We start from the raw sequence: 16437 nt of genomic DNA on the forward strand, positions 1-16437 counted from the left end.
GCCCTTCCTCTCCCCTTTTTGAGGGGGAGAGGTGCCGAGCGAAGCGAGGCGGAGTGGGGGTAATCACATCGTATGCGATTGCCTCCCTTCGGGAGAGGACGCGAGCGAGTGAGGGGCAACTGTCAACGCAGCCCCCAAACCAGCAGGGCTCAGCCCTTCGCCAGCTTCTCCGGATGCGCCACGACCTGGCGGCCGAAGTCGGGCGCGTCGATGTCCTGGCCCGCGTCGATGATCGAGCGCCGGATGGTGCGGGTGCGCGTGAACAGATCGAACAGCTTCTCGCCGTCGCCCCAGCGGATCGCCCGCTGCAGCGAGGCAAGATCCTCCGAGAACCGCGCCAGCATTTCCAGGATCGCGTCCTTGTTGTGCAGGCACACGTCGCGCCACATGGTCGGGTCGGATGCGGCCAGGCGCGTGAAGTCGCGGAAGCCGGAGGCGGAATACTTGATCACCTCGGACTTCGTCACCGTCTGGAGATCATCGGCGGTGCCGACGATGTTGTAGGCGATGATGTGCGGCAGGTGCGAGACGATCGCCAGCACCATGTCGTGGTGCTCGGGGTCCATGGTGTCGATGTTGGAGCCGCAACGGCGCCAGAACTCCGACAGCTTCTCCAGCGCCTCCGGGTCGGTGCCCGGCAGCGGCGTGAAGATGCACCAGCGGTTCTCGAACAGTTCGGCAAAGCCGGCGTCGGGACCGGATTTTTCCGTGCCCGCCAGCGGGTGTCCGGGAATGAAGTGCACGTGCGGGGGCATGTGCGGCTTCATCTGCGCGATCACCGAGCCCTTGGTCGAGCCGACATCGGTGACGATGGCGCCGGGCTTCAGCGCCGGCGCGATCTCGGCCGCCACTGCGCCGGACGAACCGACCGGCACCGAGACGATGACAAGGTCGGCGTCCTTCACCGCCTCGGCGGCGCTGGTGGTGTAGGAATTCCCGAGATCCAGTTCCTCGGCACGTTTCAGCGTGTCGGGGCTGCGGGTGGCGATGGCGACATGGCCGGCGAGGCCCTCGCGACGAATGACCCGCGCCAGCGACGACCCGATGAGGCCGATGCCGACGAGGGCGATCTTCTCAAACAATGGAGCGGACATTTTCTAGCTTTTCAAAAACTCGGTGAGAGCGGCGACGACGCCGCGATTGGCTTCTTCGGTTCCGACTGTCATCCGCAGCGCGTTGGGAAAACCGTAGCCTGCAACGCGCCGCAGAATATAACCGCGCTCGCCTAGATAGTCGTCGGCCGCCGCCGCCGAGTGCTTCCCGTCGTCGGGGAAGTGAATGAGGATGAAATTGCCGACGCTGGGCGTAACGCGAAGGCCGAGTTTGGTCAGCTCTTCCGTCAGCCATGCCAGCCACTGCTCGTTGTGCGCCACGGTGTGCTCGACATGGGCGCGGTCGCGCATCGCTGCCACGCCCGCCTCGATGGCCGCGGCATTGACGTTGAAGGGCCCGCGCACGCGGTTCAGCGCATCGACGACATGGGCGGGCGCATAGGCCCAGCCCAGGCGCACGCCGCCAAGCCCGTGGATCTTCGAGAAGGTGCGGGTCATGACCACGTTCTGCGAGTTCGAGACCAGCTCGATGCCGGCTTCGTAGTCGTTGCGGCGCACATATTCGGCATAGGCGGCGTCCAGCACCAGCAGCACGTGCCCGGGCAGGCCGGCGTGCAGGCGGCGAACCTCCTCGAAGGGAAGGTAAGTGCCGGTCGGGTTGTTCGGGTTGGCCAGGAAGACGATCCTGGTCTTGTCCGTCACCGCCGCGAGGATGGCGTCGACATCTGCGGTCTCGTTCTTCTCCTTGGCCACGACCGGCACGCCGCCAGCGGCCTGGATGTAAATGCGGTAGACCAGGAAGCCGTGCTCGGTGAAGATGCCCTCGTCGCCCGGCTGCATGTAGGTCTGCGTCAGCAGGCCGATGACCTCGTCCGAGCCGTTGGAGCAGATGATATTGGCCGGGTTCAGCCCATAGGCCTCGCCGATCGCCTCGCGCAGCCTGGTCGCCGAGCCGTCGGGGTAGAATTCGAGCCGGCCTGCCACATCGCGCACCGCCTCGATGGCGGCGGGCGAAGCGCCGAGCGGATTTTCGTTCGAAGACAGCTTGTGCACCTTGGTGACGCCCGCAGGCGCGCTGCTCTTGCCGGGCACATAGGCAGCGATGTCCATGATGCCTGGCTTCGGCTGCGGGCGGCCCACGTCATTCGCTTGCGTCATGGCTGAAAAATCCGGCTTTCCACGGTCAAAAGGGACGCGAGGGAAATACCCGCCAGGGCGCGGATTGTCGAGAAAAAGCTTTTGGTCCTCGGCTCGAGGACACCGGTCGGCTTATACCCCCACCCCTGCCCCTCCCCACAAGGGGGAGGGGTTTCTTGCGGCGTGGCTGCCCGGCGCCAACCTTCGCCGTTTCGGGTGGCAACGGTCCCGAAAATCGTCCCCCTCCCCCTTGTGGGGAGGGGTTAGGGGTGGGGGTCCATCGGGTGCAATTGCAATGCGACACCCCTAAGTGATTGACGCCGCCCGGGCACGGACGTAAAAAAGCTGCAACGTTCCGTGGTGATTTGGCCGGTCGGCTTGCAGCCACGTTAAACAAGTCGCTAAAGGGACCGATTACGACAAATTCGTTCGGACCGGTCGCGATTTCGCCACCGGTCTTTTTTGTTTGGAGTTTGTGCGATGCCGATCAAGATCCCCGATCAGCTCCCCGCCCGCGAGGTGCTCGTGCGCGAAGGCGTGTCCGTGATGGACGAACGGACGGCGCTGCGGCAGGACATCCGTCCGCTGCAGATCGGGCTCCTGAACCTCATGCCGAACAAGATCCGCACGGAAACGCAGATCGCCAGACTGATCGGCGCCTCCCCCCTCCAGGTGGAGCTGACGCTGGTGCGCATCGGCAACCACAAGGCCAAGAACACGGCCGAGGAGCATCTCATCTCCTTCTACCAGACCTGGGAAGAGGTCAGGCACCGCAAGTTCGACGGCTTCATCGTCACCGGCGCGCCCATAGAACTGCTGGACTTCGAAGACGTCACCTATTGGGACGAGCTCAAGCGCATCTTCGACTGGACCACCACCCACGTCCATTCCTCGTTCTTCATCTGCTGGGGGGCGATGGCGGCTGCCTGGCATTTCCACCGCATTCCGAAGTACACGCTCGACAAGAAGGCCTTCGGCGTCTTCCGGCATAGCAACAATGCGCCCGCCTCGCCCTATCTGGCCGGCTTTTCGGACGATTTCGCCATTCCCGTCTCGCGCTGGACGGAGGTGCGCAGCGCCGACATTCCCACGGGCGCGGGGCTGGACCTGCTGATGGAATCGGACGTGACCGGGCCCTGCCTGCTGGCCGAGGCGACCGGCAACCGGCTCTATATGTTCAACCACATCGAATACGACTCCACCTCGCTCAAGGAAGAGTATGACCGCGACGTGGCCGCCGGCACGCCAATCGAGGTGCCGCACGGCTATTACCCCGACGACGATCCGGCCCGCCGGCCGCTGAACCGGTGGCGTTCGCACGCCCATCTTCTGTTCGGTAACTGGATCAACCAGGTCTATCAGACAACGCCCTACGACCTGGAAAACGTCGGAAGTTCTCCCGAGAGGCCATAACCCTCGCTGAGGCTTCCGCAATCTCTCGCCCGGCAATGGCGGCGGATCGCATTGTCCGGCGAAAACTCCTGGCTGGTCACAAAGCGGTACGCTTCCGCTGCTATGCTTTCGGCAGTCGACTTCGCCGGGCCCCGAGCTTCCGGCGTGCGGCAGATGCTCCCCCTTGCGCGAAATCCCTTGGTGCGGCCCGCGCAAGAGAGTAGTGAAGAAGACGCCGCGTCAACGCTGAGGAGAAAAGGCATTTGAGCGAACAGGAACTCGGGCCCTCGAAGCGGGAACCTCGCCTGCTCGGGCTTTCCACGCCCGCCCGCATCCCGCTCATCCCGCCGCTCACGGCGGCCCGATGGCTGTTGGTGCTGATCATCGCGGCGGGCGTCTATTTCTTCAACGGCTTCCTGGTACCGGTGCTCGCGGCGCTCGTCATCGCCTTTGCGAGCTGGCCGCTCTACCAGCGGCTGCGCGACGCCGTGGGCGGAAGTCGCACCGTCGCGGCCACGCTGGCGCTCGTCTTCATCATCACCTTCCTCGTGGTGCCGATCGTTCTGGCCGGAACCTACACCGTCAACGAAGTGCGGGAATGGTTCAGCTGGGCGGTCGAAACCAACCGCAACGGCGCGCCGACGCCCGAATGGATGACCGCGCTGCCAGCCGTGGGCGAATGGCTGGACCAGCAATGGGTGCGCCATATCGGCCACCCAGGCGCCATCGGCGAGCTTATCCAGATCGTCAGCGGCGCCAATATCGGGAGCATCTATCGCGGCGTTCTGGCGGCCGGCGGCGGCGCCTTCAACCTGCTTTTGACGCTGCTGTTCATGCTGATTGCGCTGTTCTTCGTCTATCGCGACGGCGAAAGCTTCGCCAGGCAGATAGACAAGTTCGGCGAGCGCATCCTGCCGACCCGCTGGGAACGCATTTCCCGCGTGGTGCCGGCAACCATCAGTTCCACCGTCACCGGCATGACGCTGATCGCCATCGGCGAAGGCGTGGTGCTCGGCACCGCCTACTGGGTCGCCGGCGTACCCTCGCCGGTCACGCTCGGCGTGCTCACCGGCGTCATGGCCCTCATCCCCGGCGGCGCGCCGCTGTCGTTCACGCTGGTTTCGGCCTATCTGGTCGCGCGCGGCACGCCCATCGCCGGCGTCGGGCTGTTTGCCTGGGGCTCGATCGAGCTGTTCATCGTCGACAAGACACTGCGGCCCAGGCTGGTCGGCGGCCCGATCAAGCTGCCCTTCCTGCCCACCTTCTTCGGCCTTGTGGGCGGCGTGAAGACTATGGGCTTCCTAGGCCTGTTCATCGGCCCGGTGCTGATGGCGCTTCTGGTCGCGATCTGGCGCGAATGGCTGCGCGAACTCGACCCCGCCGAAAGCCCTGCGGGCGGCGTAGTCCAGGCAACCGAGGAACTTCTGCCCGAGCGGGAGCCGAAACGGCTCGTGAGTTCGGAATAATCCTGCCGGCTTGCTAGCGCGCCTTCAGGCTCGCCGCAATCAGACGGTCGGCGTTGTCGGCCACGCTCGCGGCAGGCCCTCCGGGTCCGAACAGCTGGCCCGAGACATAGGCGCCCTCGATCAAGAGCAGCAGCCCGTCGCCGAGTCTGTCGGCATCTTCCGCGCCCATCTCAGCCGCCATGGCGCGCAGGCGCCGGCGCAACTCGCGCTTGTTGGCTTCGCTGACCAGCCGCGCCGGGTGGCCATGCTCCGGATATTCGATCGCGGCATTGGTCATGCCGCAGCCGCGGTAGTCCGGCTGCACGGCGCGCTGGCCTACCCCTTCCAGGAAAGCACGGATCTGCTTGCGCGGATCGCCTGGATGGTCGGCCACCGCCTTGTCGAAGCGCTCCCAGAACTCCGCCTCGTAGCGCCGCAGATAGGACGCTGCGAGTTCGTCCTTGGACGAGAAACTGCGATAGAGGCTCGGCTTGGTCACGCCCGCCTGGCGCACGATCTCGTCCACGCCGATGGCGCGGATGCCCTGGCGATAGAACAGGTTGCGGGCCGCGCCCAATATGCGCTCGGCTGCGCGCGGCGGTTGCTGGGCTGCGTCCGGCCTGGCAGCATCTGGCAGCTTCGTGATGCTCGTCTTGGTCGACATGCACTGGCTCTCTTGACTTTGTTACTGACCGGTACGTAAAAAAGACGACCCGCAACGTACCGGTCAGTAACATGAGCTTAGTTCAAAAGCGTCCCTTTGGCCAGCGTTACGCCTTCGTGGTCGTGGCGGTGATCTTCCTTTCGCTGCTGATCGCAGCCGGCCTGCGCTCGGCGCCGGGCGTTCTGATGCTGCCCCTGGAAGAAGCCTTCGGCTGGCGCCGCGACGTGATCTCGCTTTCCGCGGCGATCGGCATTTTCCTCTACGGACTTGCCGGCCCCTTCGCCGCCGCGCTGATGGAGCGCGTGGGCCTGCGCCGAACTCTGCTCGCCTCGCTGGCGCTGATGTCGGCCTCCACCGGGGCCAGCCTGCTGATGAGCGAGCCCTGGCACCTGATCGCAAGCTGGGGCGTGTTTTCCGGCATCGGCTCGGGCGCGGTGGCTTCCGTGCTCGGCGCAACGATCGTCAACCGCTGGTTCAAGACCAATCGCGGCCTGATGATGGGGCTTATGTCGGCATCCAGCGCCACCGGCATGCTGGTGTTCCTGCCCTTTCTCGCCGCCATTGCCCAGTCCGGCGGCTGGCAGCCGGTGGTGATTGCGGTCTCGGTCGCAACCGCCGCGCTCATCCCGCTGGTTTATCTGCTGGTGCCCGAACGCCCGGCCTCCATCGGCATCAGCCGCTATGGCGCCGAGCCGGGCGAGATCGAGCAGCCATCGCTCGCCGCCAGCGGCAACTTCCTGACCGTGACATTCGGCACGCTCAGGCAGGCGGCGGGCACGCGCGTGTTCTGGTATCTCTTCGCCACCTTCTTCATCTGCGGCTTCACCACCAACGGGCTGGTCGGCACCCATCTCATCGCCTTCTGCGGCGACATGGGCATTCCGGAAGTGCGCGCGGCGAGCCTGCTTGCCCTGATGGGCATATTCGACCTCGTCGGCACCACGCTGTCTGGTTGGCTCACCGACCGCTTCGACCCGCGCAAGCTGCTCGGTATCTATTACGGCATACGCGGCCTGGCGCTGGTCTATCTGCCCCTTTCCGGCTTCTCCGGCACCAGCCTGACCATCTTTGCCGTCCTCTACGGGCTCGACTGGATCGCCACCGTTCCGCCGACGCTCAGGCTCTCCAACGAAGCCTTCGGCGACCGCTCGGGGCCGCTGGTATTCGGCTGGATCGTGGCCGGCCACCAGATCGGCGCGGCCACCGCCGCCTATTTCGGCGGTGCCTTGCGCGAGATGCAGGGCGACTATGCGCTGGCCTTCCAGATCGCCGGCATGACGGCGATCGCCGCCGCCGCGCTTTCGCTGCTTATCGACCCGAGCGAGACCTTGCGCCGCCGGGCGCCGCAGCCAGCGTGAAGCCTAACGGCCTTTCGCGGCTTTCCTGGCGTGGCCGCTGATGCCTTGCGGCGTCAACACCGGCACGAAGACCCGGCGCGAGGCGCGCTGGGCCACCGGCACGCCCTGATACAGGCGCTTCTGCGCCTCCACCACGACGACGCCGGAAAAGATCGGCCAGAAGCGGCGGCCGGTGCGCTCCAGCAGGTTGTGGAAGCGCATGACGAGGCCGCTGTGCGAGGGCGGAAACAGCAGCGCCTCCGTCCAGGCGGCGGGCGTGAAATTCGCGTCTCGCAACAGTTCCATGAGCTGGCCGCGCGAAAACGGCCGCCCGGTGCCGAAGGGCGTGTGTTCGAAGCGGGCCCAGACGCCGCGCCGGTTCGGCACCACGATGACGACGCGCCCGGCCGGCGCCAGAACCCGCCAGATCTCCTTCAGCGTCTCGCGCGGATTTTCGGCGTGCTCCAGCGAATGCACCAAAAGCATGCGGTCTATCGAAGCATCGGGCAGCGGCAGTTCCTCGTCGAACACCAGCGCCGTAGCCGAAGGCTGCGCCGGCGGCCAGGATACCGCACCTTGCGTGGCCGGCATGAAGGCGAAGACGCGCTCGGCATCGGCGCCGAATCGGTCGAGCCAGGGCAGCGCATAGCCAAGCCCCACCAGCCGCTCGCTGGGAATGCTGGCCCAGATCGAGGTCAGCGCCATGCCGATCGCGTCTGCGACCGCATGGCCGAGCGGCGTGCCGTAGAAGGAGCGCAGGTCGACGATGTCCGAATTCATGGAGCCGACGGTAGCGACCTTGCGAGGCGAGTTCAACAAAGCCTTCCTGGAAGCGCCGCGGGGATGACAGAAGGCACCCGCCGCCCTATCGTCCCCGACAGCAAGGAGAGTAGCTATGACGCTCGAGTTCGAACAATTCATGTGCCGCAGCGACAATTTCGGCGTGCTGGTGCACGACGCCGCAAGCGGACAGACGGCGTTGATCGACGCGCCGGAGGAAGCCTCGATTCTCGCCGCGGTCCAGCGCACCGGCTGGAAGCCGACGATGATTCTCACCACCCATCACCACGGCGACCACGTCGAGGCCAATCTGGCGCTGAAACAGCGCTTTGGCCTGCGCATCGTGGGGCCGAAGGCCGAAGCCGAAAAGATCCCCGGTATCGACCACGGCGTGGAGGAAGGCGCCACCATCCCCTTCGGCAGCCACCTCGTCTATGTCATCTCCACGCCGGGCCACACCGCCGGCCATGTGTCCTACTACATCCCCACGGCAAATGTGGTGTTCACCGCCGACACGCTGTTTGCGCTCGGCTGCGGGCGGCTGTTCGAGCGCCCGGCGGCGGTGATGCTCGAATCGCTGAAGAAGCTTGCCGCCCTGCCGCCGGAGACGAAGGTGTTTTGCGGCCACGAATACACGCAGGCCAATGCGCGCTTTGCCCTGACCATCGACCCCACCAACTCGGCGCTTAAGGAACGCGCCGCCCGGATCGACCGCCTGCGCGCCGAGGGCAAGCCGACGCTGCCCACCACCATCGGCGAGGAGCTTGCCACAAACCCGTTCCTGCGCTGGCACGACCCGGCGATCCGCCGGAATCTCGGCATGGAAAATGCCGCCGACGAGGCGGTGTTCGCCGAAATCCGCAAGCGCAAGGACCTGTTCTGATGCCGGCCGAGATGACCGCTGCAGCCATCATCCAAACGCTAGGCATGCAGCGGCATCCCGAGGGCGGCTGGTATGTGCAGACCTTCCGCGACGCGACTGCCTTCAACCCGCGCGGCCATTCCACCGCGATCTATTTCCTGCTCGAGGCGGGCGACGTTTCAGCCTGGCACCGGGTGAAGGATGCGGCCGAGGTCTGGCACTTCTATGCCGGCGCGACGCTGGAGATCACCATGCACGAGGAAGGCGGCGAGGTGACCCGCCATCGCCTCGGCCCGGATCTTGCCGCCGGCGAGCGCCCGCAGCAGATCGTGCCGGCAGGCGTATGGCAGACGGCGAAAAGCCTCGGCGAGTGGACCCTTGTCGGCTGCACGGTCGCGCCGGGCTTCGAGTTCTCGCAGTTCGAGCTGGCAAAGGAAGGCTGGGAGCCGGGCAAGGCGGAATAGCTTCCCGCCCCGCCAGTTTCACGCCACTGTCAAAAATCCGAGCGCGATCAGCGCCTGCGCGGCATAGTAGAACGCCCACACCCCGTGGAGCATCCAGAAGCGCAGCGTCGGGTTCGGTCCCAGCAGGAACCTTTCCGTCGCCAGCAGCGCATCGGACGCGATGAACAGGACCGCGCCGACAATGATGCGCCAGTCGGACAGCGTCAGCGCGGCCAGGCCCATGGCCAGGATGGCGACGACATAGATGGCGATCGGCACCCGGAGGCCGGCCTCCACGCGCGGCCACAGCACAGCCAGCATGCCCAGCGCGAGCACGACAATGACGGCCGCCAGCAGCAGGCGAGGCGTCGAAAACAGGGCCCCAACGCCGCCGCCGGCATGCGCAAACAGCACGACATAGAGCAGATGCGCGGCAAGGAAGCTGGCCAGCCCGGCCAGAAAGGCCTTCTCGCCCTCGCGCGACAGGAAGGCATCGCCCAGCGCGCTGAGCGCCAGCGCGCCTGCCAGCAGCTTCGGCCCGCCAACCGTCACCGTCAGCGCCGCCAGGAGGGCCACCGGAACCGTCTTCACCACCGTGCGTCTGATCGACACCGGCGCGTCGAGGAGAAAGAAATAGATGCAGGCCGCCGCCACTGAAAACAGCAGCATGCCGTTGGCCGTCGCTTCAATGCCGCCGGAAAAGGGCATCATGCTTCGGCTCCCGCAGGCTGGTTCCTTCCAAACAGCATCGATTTGGCGGCCAGCACCGCGCCGCCGGTGATCAGTATGCAGGCGGCGATGATGCTGGGCGTCGGCGCGGCAAATCCGGCGACGATCAGCACCAGCGTCGACAGCAGCGGCGCGGCATAGCTCGCCGCCCCCAGAACCTGGATGTTGCCGCGCTTGACGCCGTGGTCCCAGGCGTAGAAGGCGGCGCCCACCGGCATAAGGCCGAGGCCGATAACGGCCAGCCACTGGCCGGCATTTGCCGGAAGCACCGTCTCCTCAAGCGCGAAGTGGCACAGCAGCGACAGAACGGCCGTCGCCGCGCAGAACCAGGTGACGATGGTGGTGGGCACGGAAGGGAAGCGGCGCGACAGCAGCGAATAGCCCGACCACAGGAAGGCGCAGACACCGGCCATTGCGTAGCCGAAGGTATAGCGGCTGTCGAAGGAAAGCCCGCCGCCCTTGGTGACGATGAGAAAGGTGCCGGCAAGTCCCAGCAGCGCGCCGGCAATGTGGTTCCAGCGCAGCCGCTCGCCCGGCATCAGCGCCGAGCCGAGCACGATGAACAGCGGCCACAGATAGGCGATCAGGCTCGCCTCCACCGCCGGCGCATTGCGCAGCGCGGTGAAGTAGAAGAAGTGGTAGCCGAACAGGCCGGCAATGCCGATCAGCCAAACCTGCGGCGGGATCTTCGGCTGTTCCGCCGGTTGTGCCATGAACAGCCGCGCGACGAGGCCCACGCAGGTGCCGATGGCGAAGGTGATGGCCGAGAGCAGGAATGGCGGAACCTGGCCGGATGCGTCTGTCAGAAGCGCCAGCAGCGCCCACATGGCAACTGCCGAAAAGCCGATAAGCGTGGCACGACCCATATTCCCCCCGGTCGGGGCTGCCAGGCCCCTAGTTCACAGCCTCGAAATTCCGCGCCCGGATTGTTATTGTGCCGATCTGCGTGCCGACCGTGGCGTGGACAGGCGCATATACCCCGGTTGTGCCGATTGGCGCAAACGAGATGGCTATCTTGCTGCGGTTTTTCAGGTACTCGATCGACTTGTGGCCGCTGCGATAGCCGCCGACCGGCACGAAACGCGCGCTGCAGGTCACCGCCTCGCCCGAATAGCCTGGTATCGAAACCGTCCCCGTCGAGACGTAGCTGAGCACCAGGTTTGCGCGCATCTCGCCGTCGAACATCTTGACCGTGCGGCCGCAGACCTGCTCCGGCCTGTCGGCGCGCACCAGCGTCGCCGACAGCGGGTCCAGCACGGCGCGCAGGTCGGCCTTTGCCACCGGCACCCAGTCGTCGCCGCGCTTCTTCGGCGCCGGCACGTTGACCACCTTGCTCACATTGCCGCCGGCAAAGCCGATCTCCGTCTTCTTCGCCTTACGCCCCGACACATAGTTGGTGACGAAGCCGTCGGGCCGGGGCGATGTGCCGGAGAATCGGCCGGAAGCCGAGACCGTGCCCTTTGTGTCGTCGAATATCTGGGCAATACCGGCACTCGACATGCTGCCGCGCACCCGAAAGCGGTCGCCCTCGAAGCTGCTGTCGAATTTCGAGCGCGCGAGAGTGAGCCCGAGGAAGGAAATGGTGTATTCGCTGCGGAACGACTGCGCCGCCGCAGCCCCCGACAAAAGCGGGGTGAAAACAAATGCAGCCGCAATCGCGGCCGAAACCGGCTTGAAAATGCTCGCCATGGCTGGCGCCCTCTATGCTTTGCGCGTCCGAAGCGCGACGCGCGAAAATCCCTTCGCGGCGATAAAACGTATAATTTCGGCGGATATATGGGCCGCGGCCGGTAGCCGGCCAGCCCCCAGCGCGCACGCCGCGCGGGTTTTGCAGCCGGCCTTATTGCACTGCATCATCAGACTGTGGAATACCATGCGCCCGCGATGCGCGCCGGCAGAGGCCTGCGACGTCCACGGAACATCTGATATCTGGAGACCCGAGATGAACAACCTTTCCACCGCGACCGCCAGCAGCGCCTATGTGCCGCTTCGCCTGCGCGACCGTCCGCTTGCGCTGCGCGCCGCCGTCGTGGCGCTGGGCACGCTGTTTCTGGCCGCTTCGTCCTGGGTCGAAGTGCCGATGGTGCCTGTGCCCATGACCATGCAGACCTTCGCGGTCACGCTCATCGGCGCGCTTTATGGCTGGCGCCTCGGCGCCATCACCGTTCTGGCCTGGCTCGGCGAAGCAGTGGTGGGCATGCCTGTGCTGGCGGGCGGCGCCGGCGGCCTCGCGCATTTCGCAGGCCCGACGGCCGGCTATCTCTTCGCCTTCCCGATTGCGGCCGCCATGGTCGGCTGGCTGGCCGAGCGCGGCTGGACCGGCAGGGGCAACCTGCTGAGCAGCTTCCTCGCCATGCTGCTGGGCAACGCCTTCATCCTGGTGATGGGCGGCGCCTGGCTGGCCGCGATGATCGGCGTGGAAAAGGCCATCACCTTTGGTGTCACGCCCTTCATCCTCGGCGCCATCGTCAAGTCCGCGCTCGCCACGGCAAGCGTCGAAGCCACCCGCCGCGCCGGCAAGCCCACGGCCTAAGGCTGTGACAGTCCGTATTCGCGCCCACCATCTCCTGTGCATGCTGACCTATGCCGGCAAGGGATACGGCGGCGCGTTTACGGCAAATTTCGACGGGATCGTCGAAAGGCTCGGCAATGGCGAGGACCTGATTCTCGTCACCGGGCCCGACGACATCTGCACCCCGCTTCTGGCCGACAAGGACGAACATTGTTTCGGCCAGAGCGTTGTCGAGCGCGACGAAAACGCGGCGCGGGCAGTGGAAACGCTGCTCGGCCGCCCGATGCGACCGGGCGAGCGATTCTCGCTGGACGGGGAATGGCTGGCGCGCATGCGCAAGGCTTTCGCGGCGGGGGAAACCCGCCAGCCTTGCGAAGGATGCGAATGGAACGACCTCTGCACCGAAATCGCGGGAAAAGCCTATCAAAACACCCGCCTCGCCATCGAAGCGCCGAAGCCTCGCCCTTGACGGGTCAGCCAAACCCGATTAAGGAACGCCAACTTTTCCATGCGGCCGCTTGACCAGATTGCGCGCCATGCACTTTTGGTGCGCCGCATTTGGCCGTCTCGAACCGAAGGTAAGTAATATGTCTCGCGCTTGTGAATTGACCGGCAAGGCCGTTATGACCGGCAACAACGTAAGCCACGCCAACAACAAGACCCGGCGCCGCTTCCTGCCGAACCTGGTCAACGTGACGCTGATTTCCGAAGCGCTGAACCAGAACGTGCGCCTGCGCATTTCGGCCAACGCCCTGCGCTCGGTCGAGCACCGCGGCGGCCTCGACGCCTTCCTCGTGAAGGCCGATACCGACGAACTGTCGCAGCGCGCGCGCCTGCTGAAGAAGCAGATCGCCAAGAAGCTGGCCGAGCAGACCGCCTGATCGCCTTTCCGGCGGGGGACGACCGCCTGACAGAGAGCGCGATTCGGCCATTTTACCGGCGTCGCGCTCCACTGGTTCCATCACCCAGGTTAAAAAAATGAACTTTTCAGCTCGTTATTTGCCCTTCGTGGCTGCCATGGCGATTGTCGTCGTGGCGTCGAACATTCTCGTTCAGTTTCCCGTACAGGGGCAGCTCGGCTCTCTCGCGCTTGCCGACCTCCTGACCTGGGGCGCCTTCACCTACCCCGCCGCCTTCCTCGTCACCGATCTTGCCAATCGCCGCTATGGTCCGCAGATGGCGCGCCGCGTCGTCTTCATCGGCTTCATGACCGCGGTGATCTGCTCCATCGTTGTGCCGCCGCTGCTGTTCCGCCACGGCCTGATCGAATACGGCACCGCCGCCGACCGGCTGGCGCGCATCGCCGCCGCCTCCGGCGCAGCCTTCCTTTTCGGTCAGCTGCTCGACGTCACCGTGTTCAACTGGCTGCGGCGCCAGAGCTGGTGGCGCGCGCCGGTGTTCGGCTCGCTGTTCGGCTCGGTCATCGACACGATCATCTTCTTCTCCATCGCATTTGCGCCGGCCTTTTTCTTCGTCGGTCCGAGCGACGATTTCGCGCTTGAAATGGCGCCGCTGTTCGGCGTGTTGCAGCACGAGGCGGCCCGCTGGCAGTCCTGGGCGCTGGGCGACCTGTCGGTAAAGCTCATCATCGCCGTGGTCGCGCTTATTCCCTACCGCCTCATCGCCGCCCGCTGGAACCAGCCGGCAGTGGCAACGGCATAGCCGATGCTGCCCTGGGTCCAGCTTGATTCGGCGACGACGCCGGGCGGCGGAGAGCTTCGCCTGAAAAGGCGCGGCGGCGAGTTCTCGATCATGCTGGGTACGAACGAGCTGATGAACAGCCGTCTCAGCGGCTCGGAGGAGGCGCTGGCGACATTGTCCTGCCAACGGATCGGCGGGCGCCGTTCGCCTCACATCCTGATTGGCGGACTGGGCATGGGCTTTACGCTTCGCGCCGCGCTTTCCGCGCTCGGCGCCGATGCCCACGTCACCGTCGCGGAACTGGTGCCCTCGGTCGTCGCCTGGGCGCGCGGCCCGATGGCGGAAGTCTTCGGCGACTGCCTCGACGACCCGCGCGTGACCATCCGCGAAACCGACGTTGGCCTCCTGATAAAGGAAGCCTCGTCGACCTACGACGCCATTCTCCTCGACGTGGACAACGGGCCTGAGGGGCTTACCAGGCAAGCCAATGACGCCCTCTACAGCCTGCCCGGCCTGCACCGCGCACGCTCCGCATTGCGGCCGGGCGGCGTGCTTTCCGTATGGTCGTCGGGGCCGGATCGGTCGTTCACGAACAGGCTGCGCCAAGCCGGGTTTTCGACCGAGGAAGTGAAAGCCCGCGCAGGCGGCAAGCGCGGCGCGCGCCACGTCATCTGGCTGGCCACCAAGCAGGGCGAATCAGGCTCGGCAAAAGCCGGCTGATTCCATCAGGCGGCACTGCCCGCTTCAGCGATCTATCCGAGTAGACAGGATGATCGACGACAGGGTGCGTTCCACACCTTCCAGCGCACCGATCCGGTCGATCAATATGTCGAGGTCGCGCACCGAGGGCGCCTCCACCACGATGATCATATCGAAGCTGCCGCTCACCGAATGCAGCGTGCGCACCTCGGGAATACGCCTCAGCACCGTCTCGACCGAGGCCGACAGCTTTGGCAGCGCCGTCACCAGAATATGCGCGCGCACGAGGTTCTTTTCATAGTCCGCCGACAGCTTGACGCTGTAGCCGGCAATGACCCCGCTTCTTTCCAGCCGCTCCAGGCGGCTCTGCACCGTCGTGCGCGACACACCCAGCCGGCGTGCCAACTCGGCGGTGGAGGCGCGCGCATCCTCCCGAAGCAGGGCGATCAGGGCGCGGTCGGCATCGCTCGTCATTATGTCCAGTCCCCTCGGCAGATTGGCAATCATGTACCGATATTTTGCGCAAAGTGATACTGCCTTCCGACGTGGCTCCGGATTACCATCTGCCATTCTTTGCATTTGCATTTCGAGGGGCACTACCATGCACGAGATCGTCGTCGTCGGCGCAGGCAAGATCGGCGCAACCATTGCAGACATGCTGGCTGGCAGCGGAGACTATAGCGTCACCGTCGTCGATCGTTCGCAGGCGCAGCTCGACGCGCTGGATGTCGGCGCCGACATCGCCACCCGGCAGATCGACATCGGCGAGGCCGGCGCGCTGGAAGCCGTGCTTGCCGGCAAGTTCGCCGTACTGAGCGCCGCGCCCTTCCACCTCACCACACGGATAGCCGAGGCTGCGGCCGCGACCGGCGTGCATTATCTAGACCTCACCGAGGACGTTGCCAGCACCCGCCGCGTGAAGGAACTGGCCGCCAGCGCCTCCAGCACCTTCATCCCACAGTGCGGGCTTGCGCCGGGGTTCATCTCCATCGTCACCAACGACCTGGCCAGGAACTTCGACACGCTGGACAGCGTGCGCATGCGCGTGGGCGCGCTGCCGCAATATCCGTCCAACGCGCTGAACTACAATCTCACCTGGAGCACCGACGGCGTCATCAACGAATATTGCGAGCCCTGCGAGGCGATCGTCGATGGCGAACTGACCGAGGTGCCGCCGCTGGAAGAGCGCGAGGAATTCTCGCTCGACGGCGTCACCTACGAGGCCTTCAACACCTCGGGCGGGCTCGGCACGCTGTGCGAAACCTACCAGGGCAAGGTGCGCACGCTGAACTACCGCACCATCCGCTATCCCGGCCATGCAGCCATCATGAAGGCCCTGCTCAACGATCTCGGCCTGCGAGACCGCCGCGAAGTGCTGAAGGACATCCTGGAAAACGCCCTGCCGGCCACGCTGCAGGACGTGGTGGTGATTTTCGTCACCGTTTCGGGCCGCAAGAACGGCCGCCTGATGCAGGAAACCTACGCCAACAAGATCTACAGCCGCCGCGTTGGCAACACGGTGCGCAGCGCCATCCAGATCACCACAGCCTCCGGCATTTGCTCCGTGCTCGACATGCTGGCTTCCGGCGCCCTGCCCGCCAAGGGCTTTGTGCGCCAGGAAGACATCGCGCTCGACACGTTCCTGGCCAACCGCTTCGGCCGCAACTACGCGCTGGCTAACAGCACCACGCTGGCAGCCTGAGGCGCCTTGGGCGGCAAGGAGGAGATGAACGCGTCTTCTCCC

Annotated in this window: 19 protein-coding genes and 1 riboswitch; of the genes, 11 read left to right on the top strand and 8 right to left on the bottom strand. The window is 65.5% G+C overall.

Features of this window, described 5'->3' with window-relative positions; translation table 11 throughout:
• Positions 1-149: 149 nt before the first annotated feature.
• Together AC3A4H_RS19690 and hisC are read right to left on the bottom strand one after the other, a co-directional pair.
• Positions 150-1094 (bottom strand): prephenate/arogenate dehydrogenase family protein, encoded by a 945-nt coding sequence (locus AC3A4H_RS19690; protein WP_487768225.1) that lies wholly within the window; start codon positions 1092-1094, stop codon positions 150-152.
• 3 nt (positions 1095-1097) lie between these two features.
• A complete protein-coding gene (gene hisC, locus AC3A4H_RS19695) occupies positions 1098-2210 on the bottom strand; it encodes a histidinol-phosphate transaminase (RefSeq protein WP_487768226.1) in 1113 nt (370 codons plus the stop codon).
• Between the two features lie 326 nt (positions 2211-2536).
• Positions 2537-2615: riboswitch (SAM riboswitch) on the top strand.
• Positions 2616-2669: 54 nt separating this feature from the next.
• Here hisC and metA point away from each other — a divergent pair.
• Entirely contained in the window at positions 2670-3602 is a 933-nt protein-coding gene (metA, locus tag AC3A4H_RS19700) for a homoserine O-acetyltransferase MetA (RefSeq protein WP_487768227.1), read from the top strand.
• Positions 3603-3844: 242 nt separating this feature from the next.
• Positions 3845-5047 carry an AI-2E family transporter gene (locus AC3A4H_RS19705; RefSeq protein ID WP_487768228.1) on the top strand — a complete coding sequence of 401 codons (1203 nt, stop codon included), beginning with the start codon at positions 3845-3847 and terminating at the stop codon, positions 5045-5047.
• Positions 5048-5060: 13 nt separating this feature from the next.
• Here the strand turns inward: AC3A4H_RS19705 and AC3A4H_RS19710 are convergent, their stop codons facing one another.
• Positions 5061-5690, bottom strand: coding sequence for a TetR/AcrR family transcriptional regulator (locus AC3A4H_RS19710; protein ID WP_487768229.1), 630 nt, complete (start codon positions 5688-5690; stop codon positions 5061-5063).
• Between the two features lie 71 nt (positions 5691-5761).
• Between AC3A4H_RS19710 and AC3A4H_RS19715 the strand changes: the two genes are divergently transcribed.
• Positions 5762-7048 carry an MFS transporter gene (locus AC3A4H_RS19715; protein WP_487768230.1) on the top strand — a complete coding sequence of 429 codons (1287 nt, stop codon included), beginning with the start codon at positions 5762-5764 and terminating at the stop codon, positions 7046-7048.
• Between the two features lie 3 nt (positions 7049-7051).
• Here AC3A4H_RS19715 and AC3A4H_RS19720 read toward each other — a convergent pair whose 3' ends face one another.
• Complete coding sequence (locus AC3A4H_RS19720; protein WP_487768331.1) at positions 7052-7807, bottom strand: class I SAM-dependent methyltransferase; 756 nt, start codon at positions 7805-7807, stop codon at positions 7052-7054.
• Positions 7808-7922: 115 nt separating this feature from the next.
• Between AC3A4H_RS19720 and gloB the strand changes: the two genes are divergently transcribed.
• Both gloB and AC3A4H_RS19730 read left to right on the top strand, forming a co-directional pair.
• Positions 7923-8690, top strand: a complete 768-nt coding sequence (gene gloB, locus AC3A4H_RS19725) for a hydroxyacylglutathione hydrolase (protein WP_487768231.1) — start codon at positions 7923-7925, stop codon at positions 8688-8690.
• The gene (locus AC3A4H_RS19730; protein ID WP_487768332.1) at positions 8687-9133 is read left to right on the top strand and encodes a cupin domain-containing protein; all 447 of its coding nucleotides are present in this window, start codon (positions 8687-8689) and stop codon (positions 9131-9133) included. Before gloB ends, AC3A4H_RS19730 begins: the two co-directional genes overlap by 4 nt.
• Positions 9134-9151: 18 nt before the next feature.
• On the opposite strand, the gene AC3A4H_RS19735 is transcribed toward AC3A4H_RS19730, so the two are convergent.
• Genes AC3A4H_RS19735 through AC3A4H_RS19745 form a run of 3 tightly spaced genes read right to left on the bottom strand, consistent with a single transcriptional unit; the run spans position 9152 to position 11530 of the window.
• Positions 9152-9823: a lysoplasmalogenase family protein gene (locus AC3A4H_RS19735; protein ID WP_487768232.1), complete on the bottom strand. Its 672-nt coding sequence runs from the start codon at positions 9821-9823 to the stop codon at positions 9152-9154.
• Positions 9820-10707: an aromatic amino acid exporter YddG gene (gene yddG, locus AC3A4H_RS19740; protein ID WP_487768233.1), complete on the bottom strand. Its 888-nt coding sequence runs from the start codon at positions 10705-10707 to the stop codon at positions 9820-9822. Before yddG ends, AC3A4H_RS19735 begins: the two co-directional genes overlap by 4 nt.
• A 28-nt stretch (positions 10708-10735) precedes the next feature.
• Positions 10736-11530, bottom strand: a complete 795-nt coding sequence (locus AC3A4H_RS19745; protein ID WP_487768234.1) for a DUF3108 domain-containing protein — start codon at positions 11528-11530, stop codon at positions 10736-10738.
• Positions 11531-11783: 253 nt separating this feature from the next.
• Here AC3A4H_RS19745 and AC3A4H_RS19750 point away from each other — a divergent pair, with 253 nt between their 5' ends.
• From AC3A4H_RS19750 to AC3A4H_RS19770, 5 genes are all read left to right on the top strand, one after another.
• Positions 11784-12374, top strand: a complete 591-nt coding sequence (locus AC3A4H_RS19750) for a biotin transporter BioY (RefSeq protein WP_487768235.1) — start codon at positions 11784-11786, stop codon at positions 12372-12374.
• A 4-nt stretch (positions 12375-12378) separates the two neighbouring features.
• The gene (locus tag AC3A4H_RS19755) at positions 12379-12822 is read left to right on the top strand and encodes a DUF1284 domain-containing protein (protein WP_487768236.1); all 444 of its coding nucleotides are present in this window, start codon (positions 12379-12381) and stop codon (positions 12820-12822) included.
• Between the two features lie 118 nt (positions 12823-12940).
• Positions 12941-13234, top strand: a complete 294-nt coding sequence (gene rpmB / locus AC3A4H_RS19760; RefSeq protein ID WP_348780354.1) for a 50S ribosomal protein L28 — start codon at positions 12941-12943, stop codon at positions 13232-13234.
• 97 nt (positions 13235-13331) lie between these two features.
• Positions 13332-14015: a queuosine precursor transporter gene (locus AC3A4H_RS19765; RefSeq protein WP_487768237.1), complete on the top strand. Its 684-nt coding sequence runs from the start codon at positions 13332-13334 to the stop codon at positions 14013-14015.
• Between the two features lie 3 nt (positions 14016-14018).
• On the top strand, positions 14019-14714 hold the full coding sequence (locus AC3A4H_RS19770) for a spermidine synthase (RefSeq protein WP_487768238.1): 696 nt from the start codon (positions 14019-14021) through the stop codon (positions 14712-14714).
• A 24-nt stretch (positions 14715-14738) separates the two neighbouring features.
• Here the strand turns inward: AC3A4H_RS19770 and AC3A4H_RS19775 are convergent, their stop codons facing one another.
• Entirely contained in the window at positions 14739-15167 is a 429-nt protein-coding gene (locus tag AC3A4H_RS19775) for an Lrp/AsnC family transcriptional regulator (RefSeq protein ID WP_348780351.1), read from the bottom strand.
• A gap of 127 nt (positions 15168-15294) precedes the next feature.
• On the opposite strand from AC3A4H_RS19775, the gene AC3A4H_RS19780 reads away from it, so the two are divergent.
• Positions 15295-16395: a saccharopine dehydrogenase family protein gene (locus AC3A4H_RS19780; protein ID WP_487768239.1), complete on the top strand. Its 1101-nt coding sequence runs from the start codon at positions 15295-15297 to the stop codon at positions 16393-16395.
• The last annotated feature ends 42 nt before the right edge of the window (positions 16396-16437 follow it).

The sequence above is a fragment of the Pseudaminobacter sp. Soil_N_29 genome (assembly GCF_057656055.1).

Excerpts from the sequence above, each read along its gene's own strand:
- AC3A4H_RS19690 (WP_487768225.1), bottom strand. The coding sequence starts at position 1,094 with ATGTCCGCTCCATTGTTTGAGAAGATCGCCCTCGTCGGCATCGGCCTC.
- hisC (WP_487768226.1), bottom strand. The coding sequence starts at position 2,210 with ATGACGCAAGCGAATGACGTGGGCCGCCCGCAGCCGAAGCCAGGCATC.
- metA (WP_487768227.1), top strand. The coding sequence starts at position 2,670 with ATGCCGATCAAGATCCCCGATCAGCTCCCCGCCCGCGAGGTGCTCGTG.
- AC3A4H_RS19710 (WP_487768229.1), bottom strand. The coding sequence starts at position 5,690 with ATGTCGACCAAGACGAGCATCACGAAGCTGCCAGATGCTGCCAGGCCG.
- AC3A4H_RS19715 (WP_487768230.1), top strand. The coding sequence starts at position 5,762 with ATGAGCTTAGTTCAAAAGCGTCCCTTTGGCCAGCGTTACGCCTTCGTG.
- AC3A4H_RS19720 (WP_487768331.1), bottom strand. The coding sequence starts at position 7,807 with ATGAATTCGGACATCGTCGACCTGCGCTCCTTCTACGGCACGCCGCTC.
- gloB (WP_487768231.1), top strand. The coding sequence starts at position 7,923 with ATGACGCTCGAGTTCGAACAATTCATGTGCCGCAGCGACAATTTCGGC.
- AC3A4H_RS19735 (WP_487768232.1), bottom strand. The coding sequence starts at position 9,823 with ATGATGCCCTTTTCCGGCGGCATTGAAGCGACGGCCAACGGCATGCTG.
- yddG (WP_487768233.1), bottom strand. The coding sequence starts at position 10,707 with ATGGGTCGTGCCACGCTTATCGGCTTTTCGGCAGTTGCCATGTGGGCG.
- AC3A4H_RS19745 (WP_487768234.1), bottom strand. The coding sequence starts at position 11,530 with ATGGCGAGCATTTTCAAGCCGGTTTCGGCCGCGATTGCGGCTGCATTT.
- AC3A4H_RS19750 (WP_487768235.1), top strand. The coding sequence starts at position 11,784 with ATGAACAACCTTTCCACCGCGACCGCCAGCAGCGCCTATGTGCCGCTT.
- rpmB (WP_348780354.1), top strand. The coding sequence starts at position 12,941 with ATGTCTCGCGCTTGTGAATTGACCGGCAAGGCCGTTATGACCGGCAAC.
- AC3A4H_RS19765 (WP_487768237.1), top strand. The coding sequence starts at position 13,332 with ATGAACTTTTCAGCTCGTTATTTGCCCTTCGTGGCTGCCATGGCGATT.
- AC3A4H_RS19770 (WP_487768238.1), top strand. The coding sequence starts at position 14,019 with ATGCTGCCCTGGGTCCAGCTTGATTCGGCGACGACGCCGGGCGGCGGA.
- AC3A4H_RS19775 (WP_348780351.1), bottom strand. The coding sequence starts at position 15,167 with ATGACGAGCGATGCCGACCGCGCCCTGATCGCCCTGCTTCGGGAGGAT.
- AC3A4H_RS19780 (WP_487768239.1), top strand. The coding sequence starts at position 15,295 with ATGCACGAGATCGTCGTCGTCGGCGCAGGCAAGATCGGCGCAACCATT.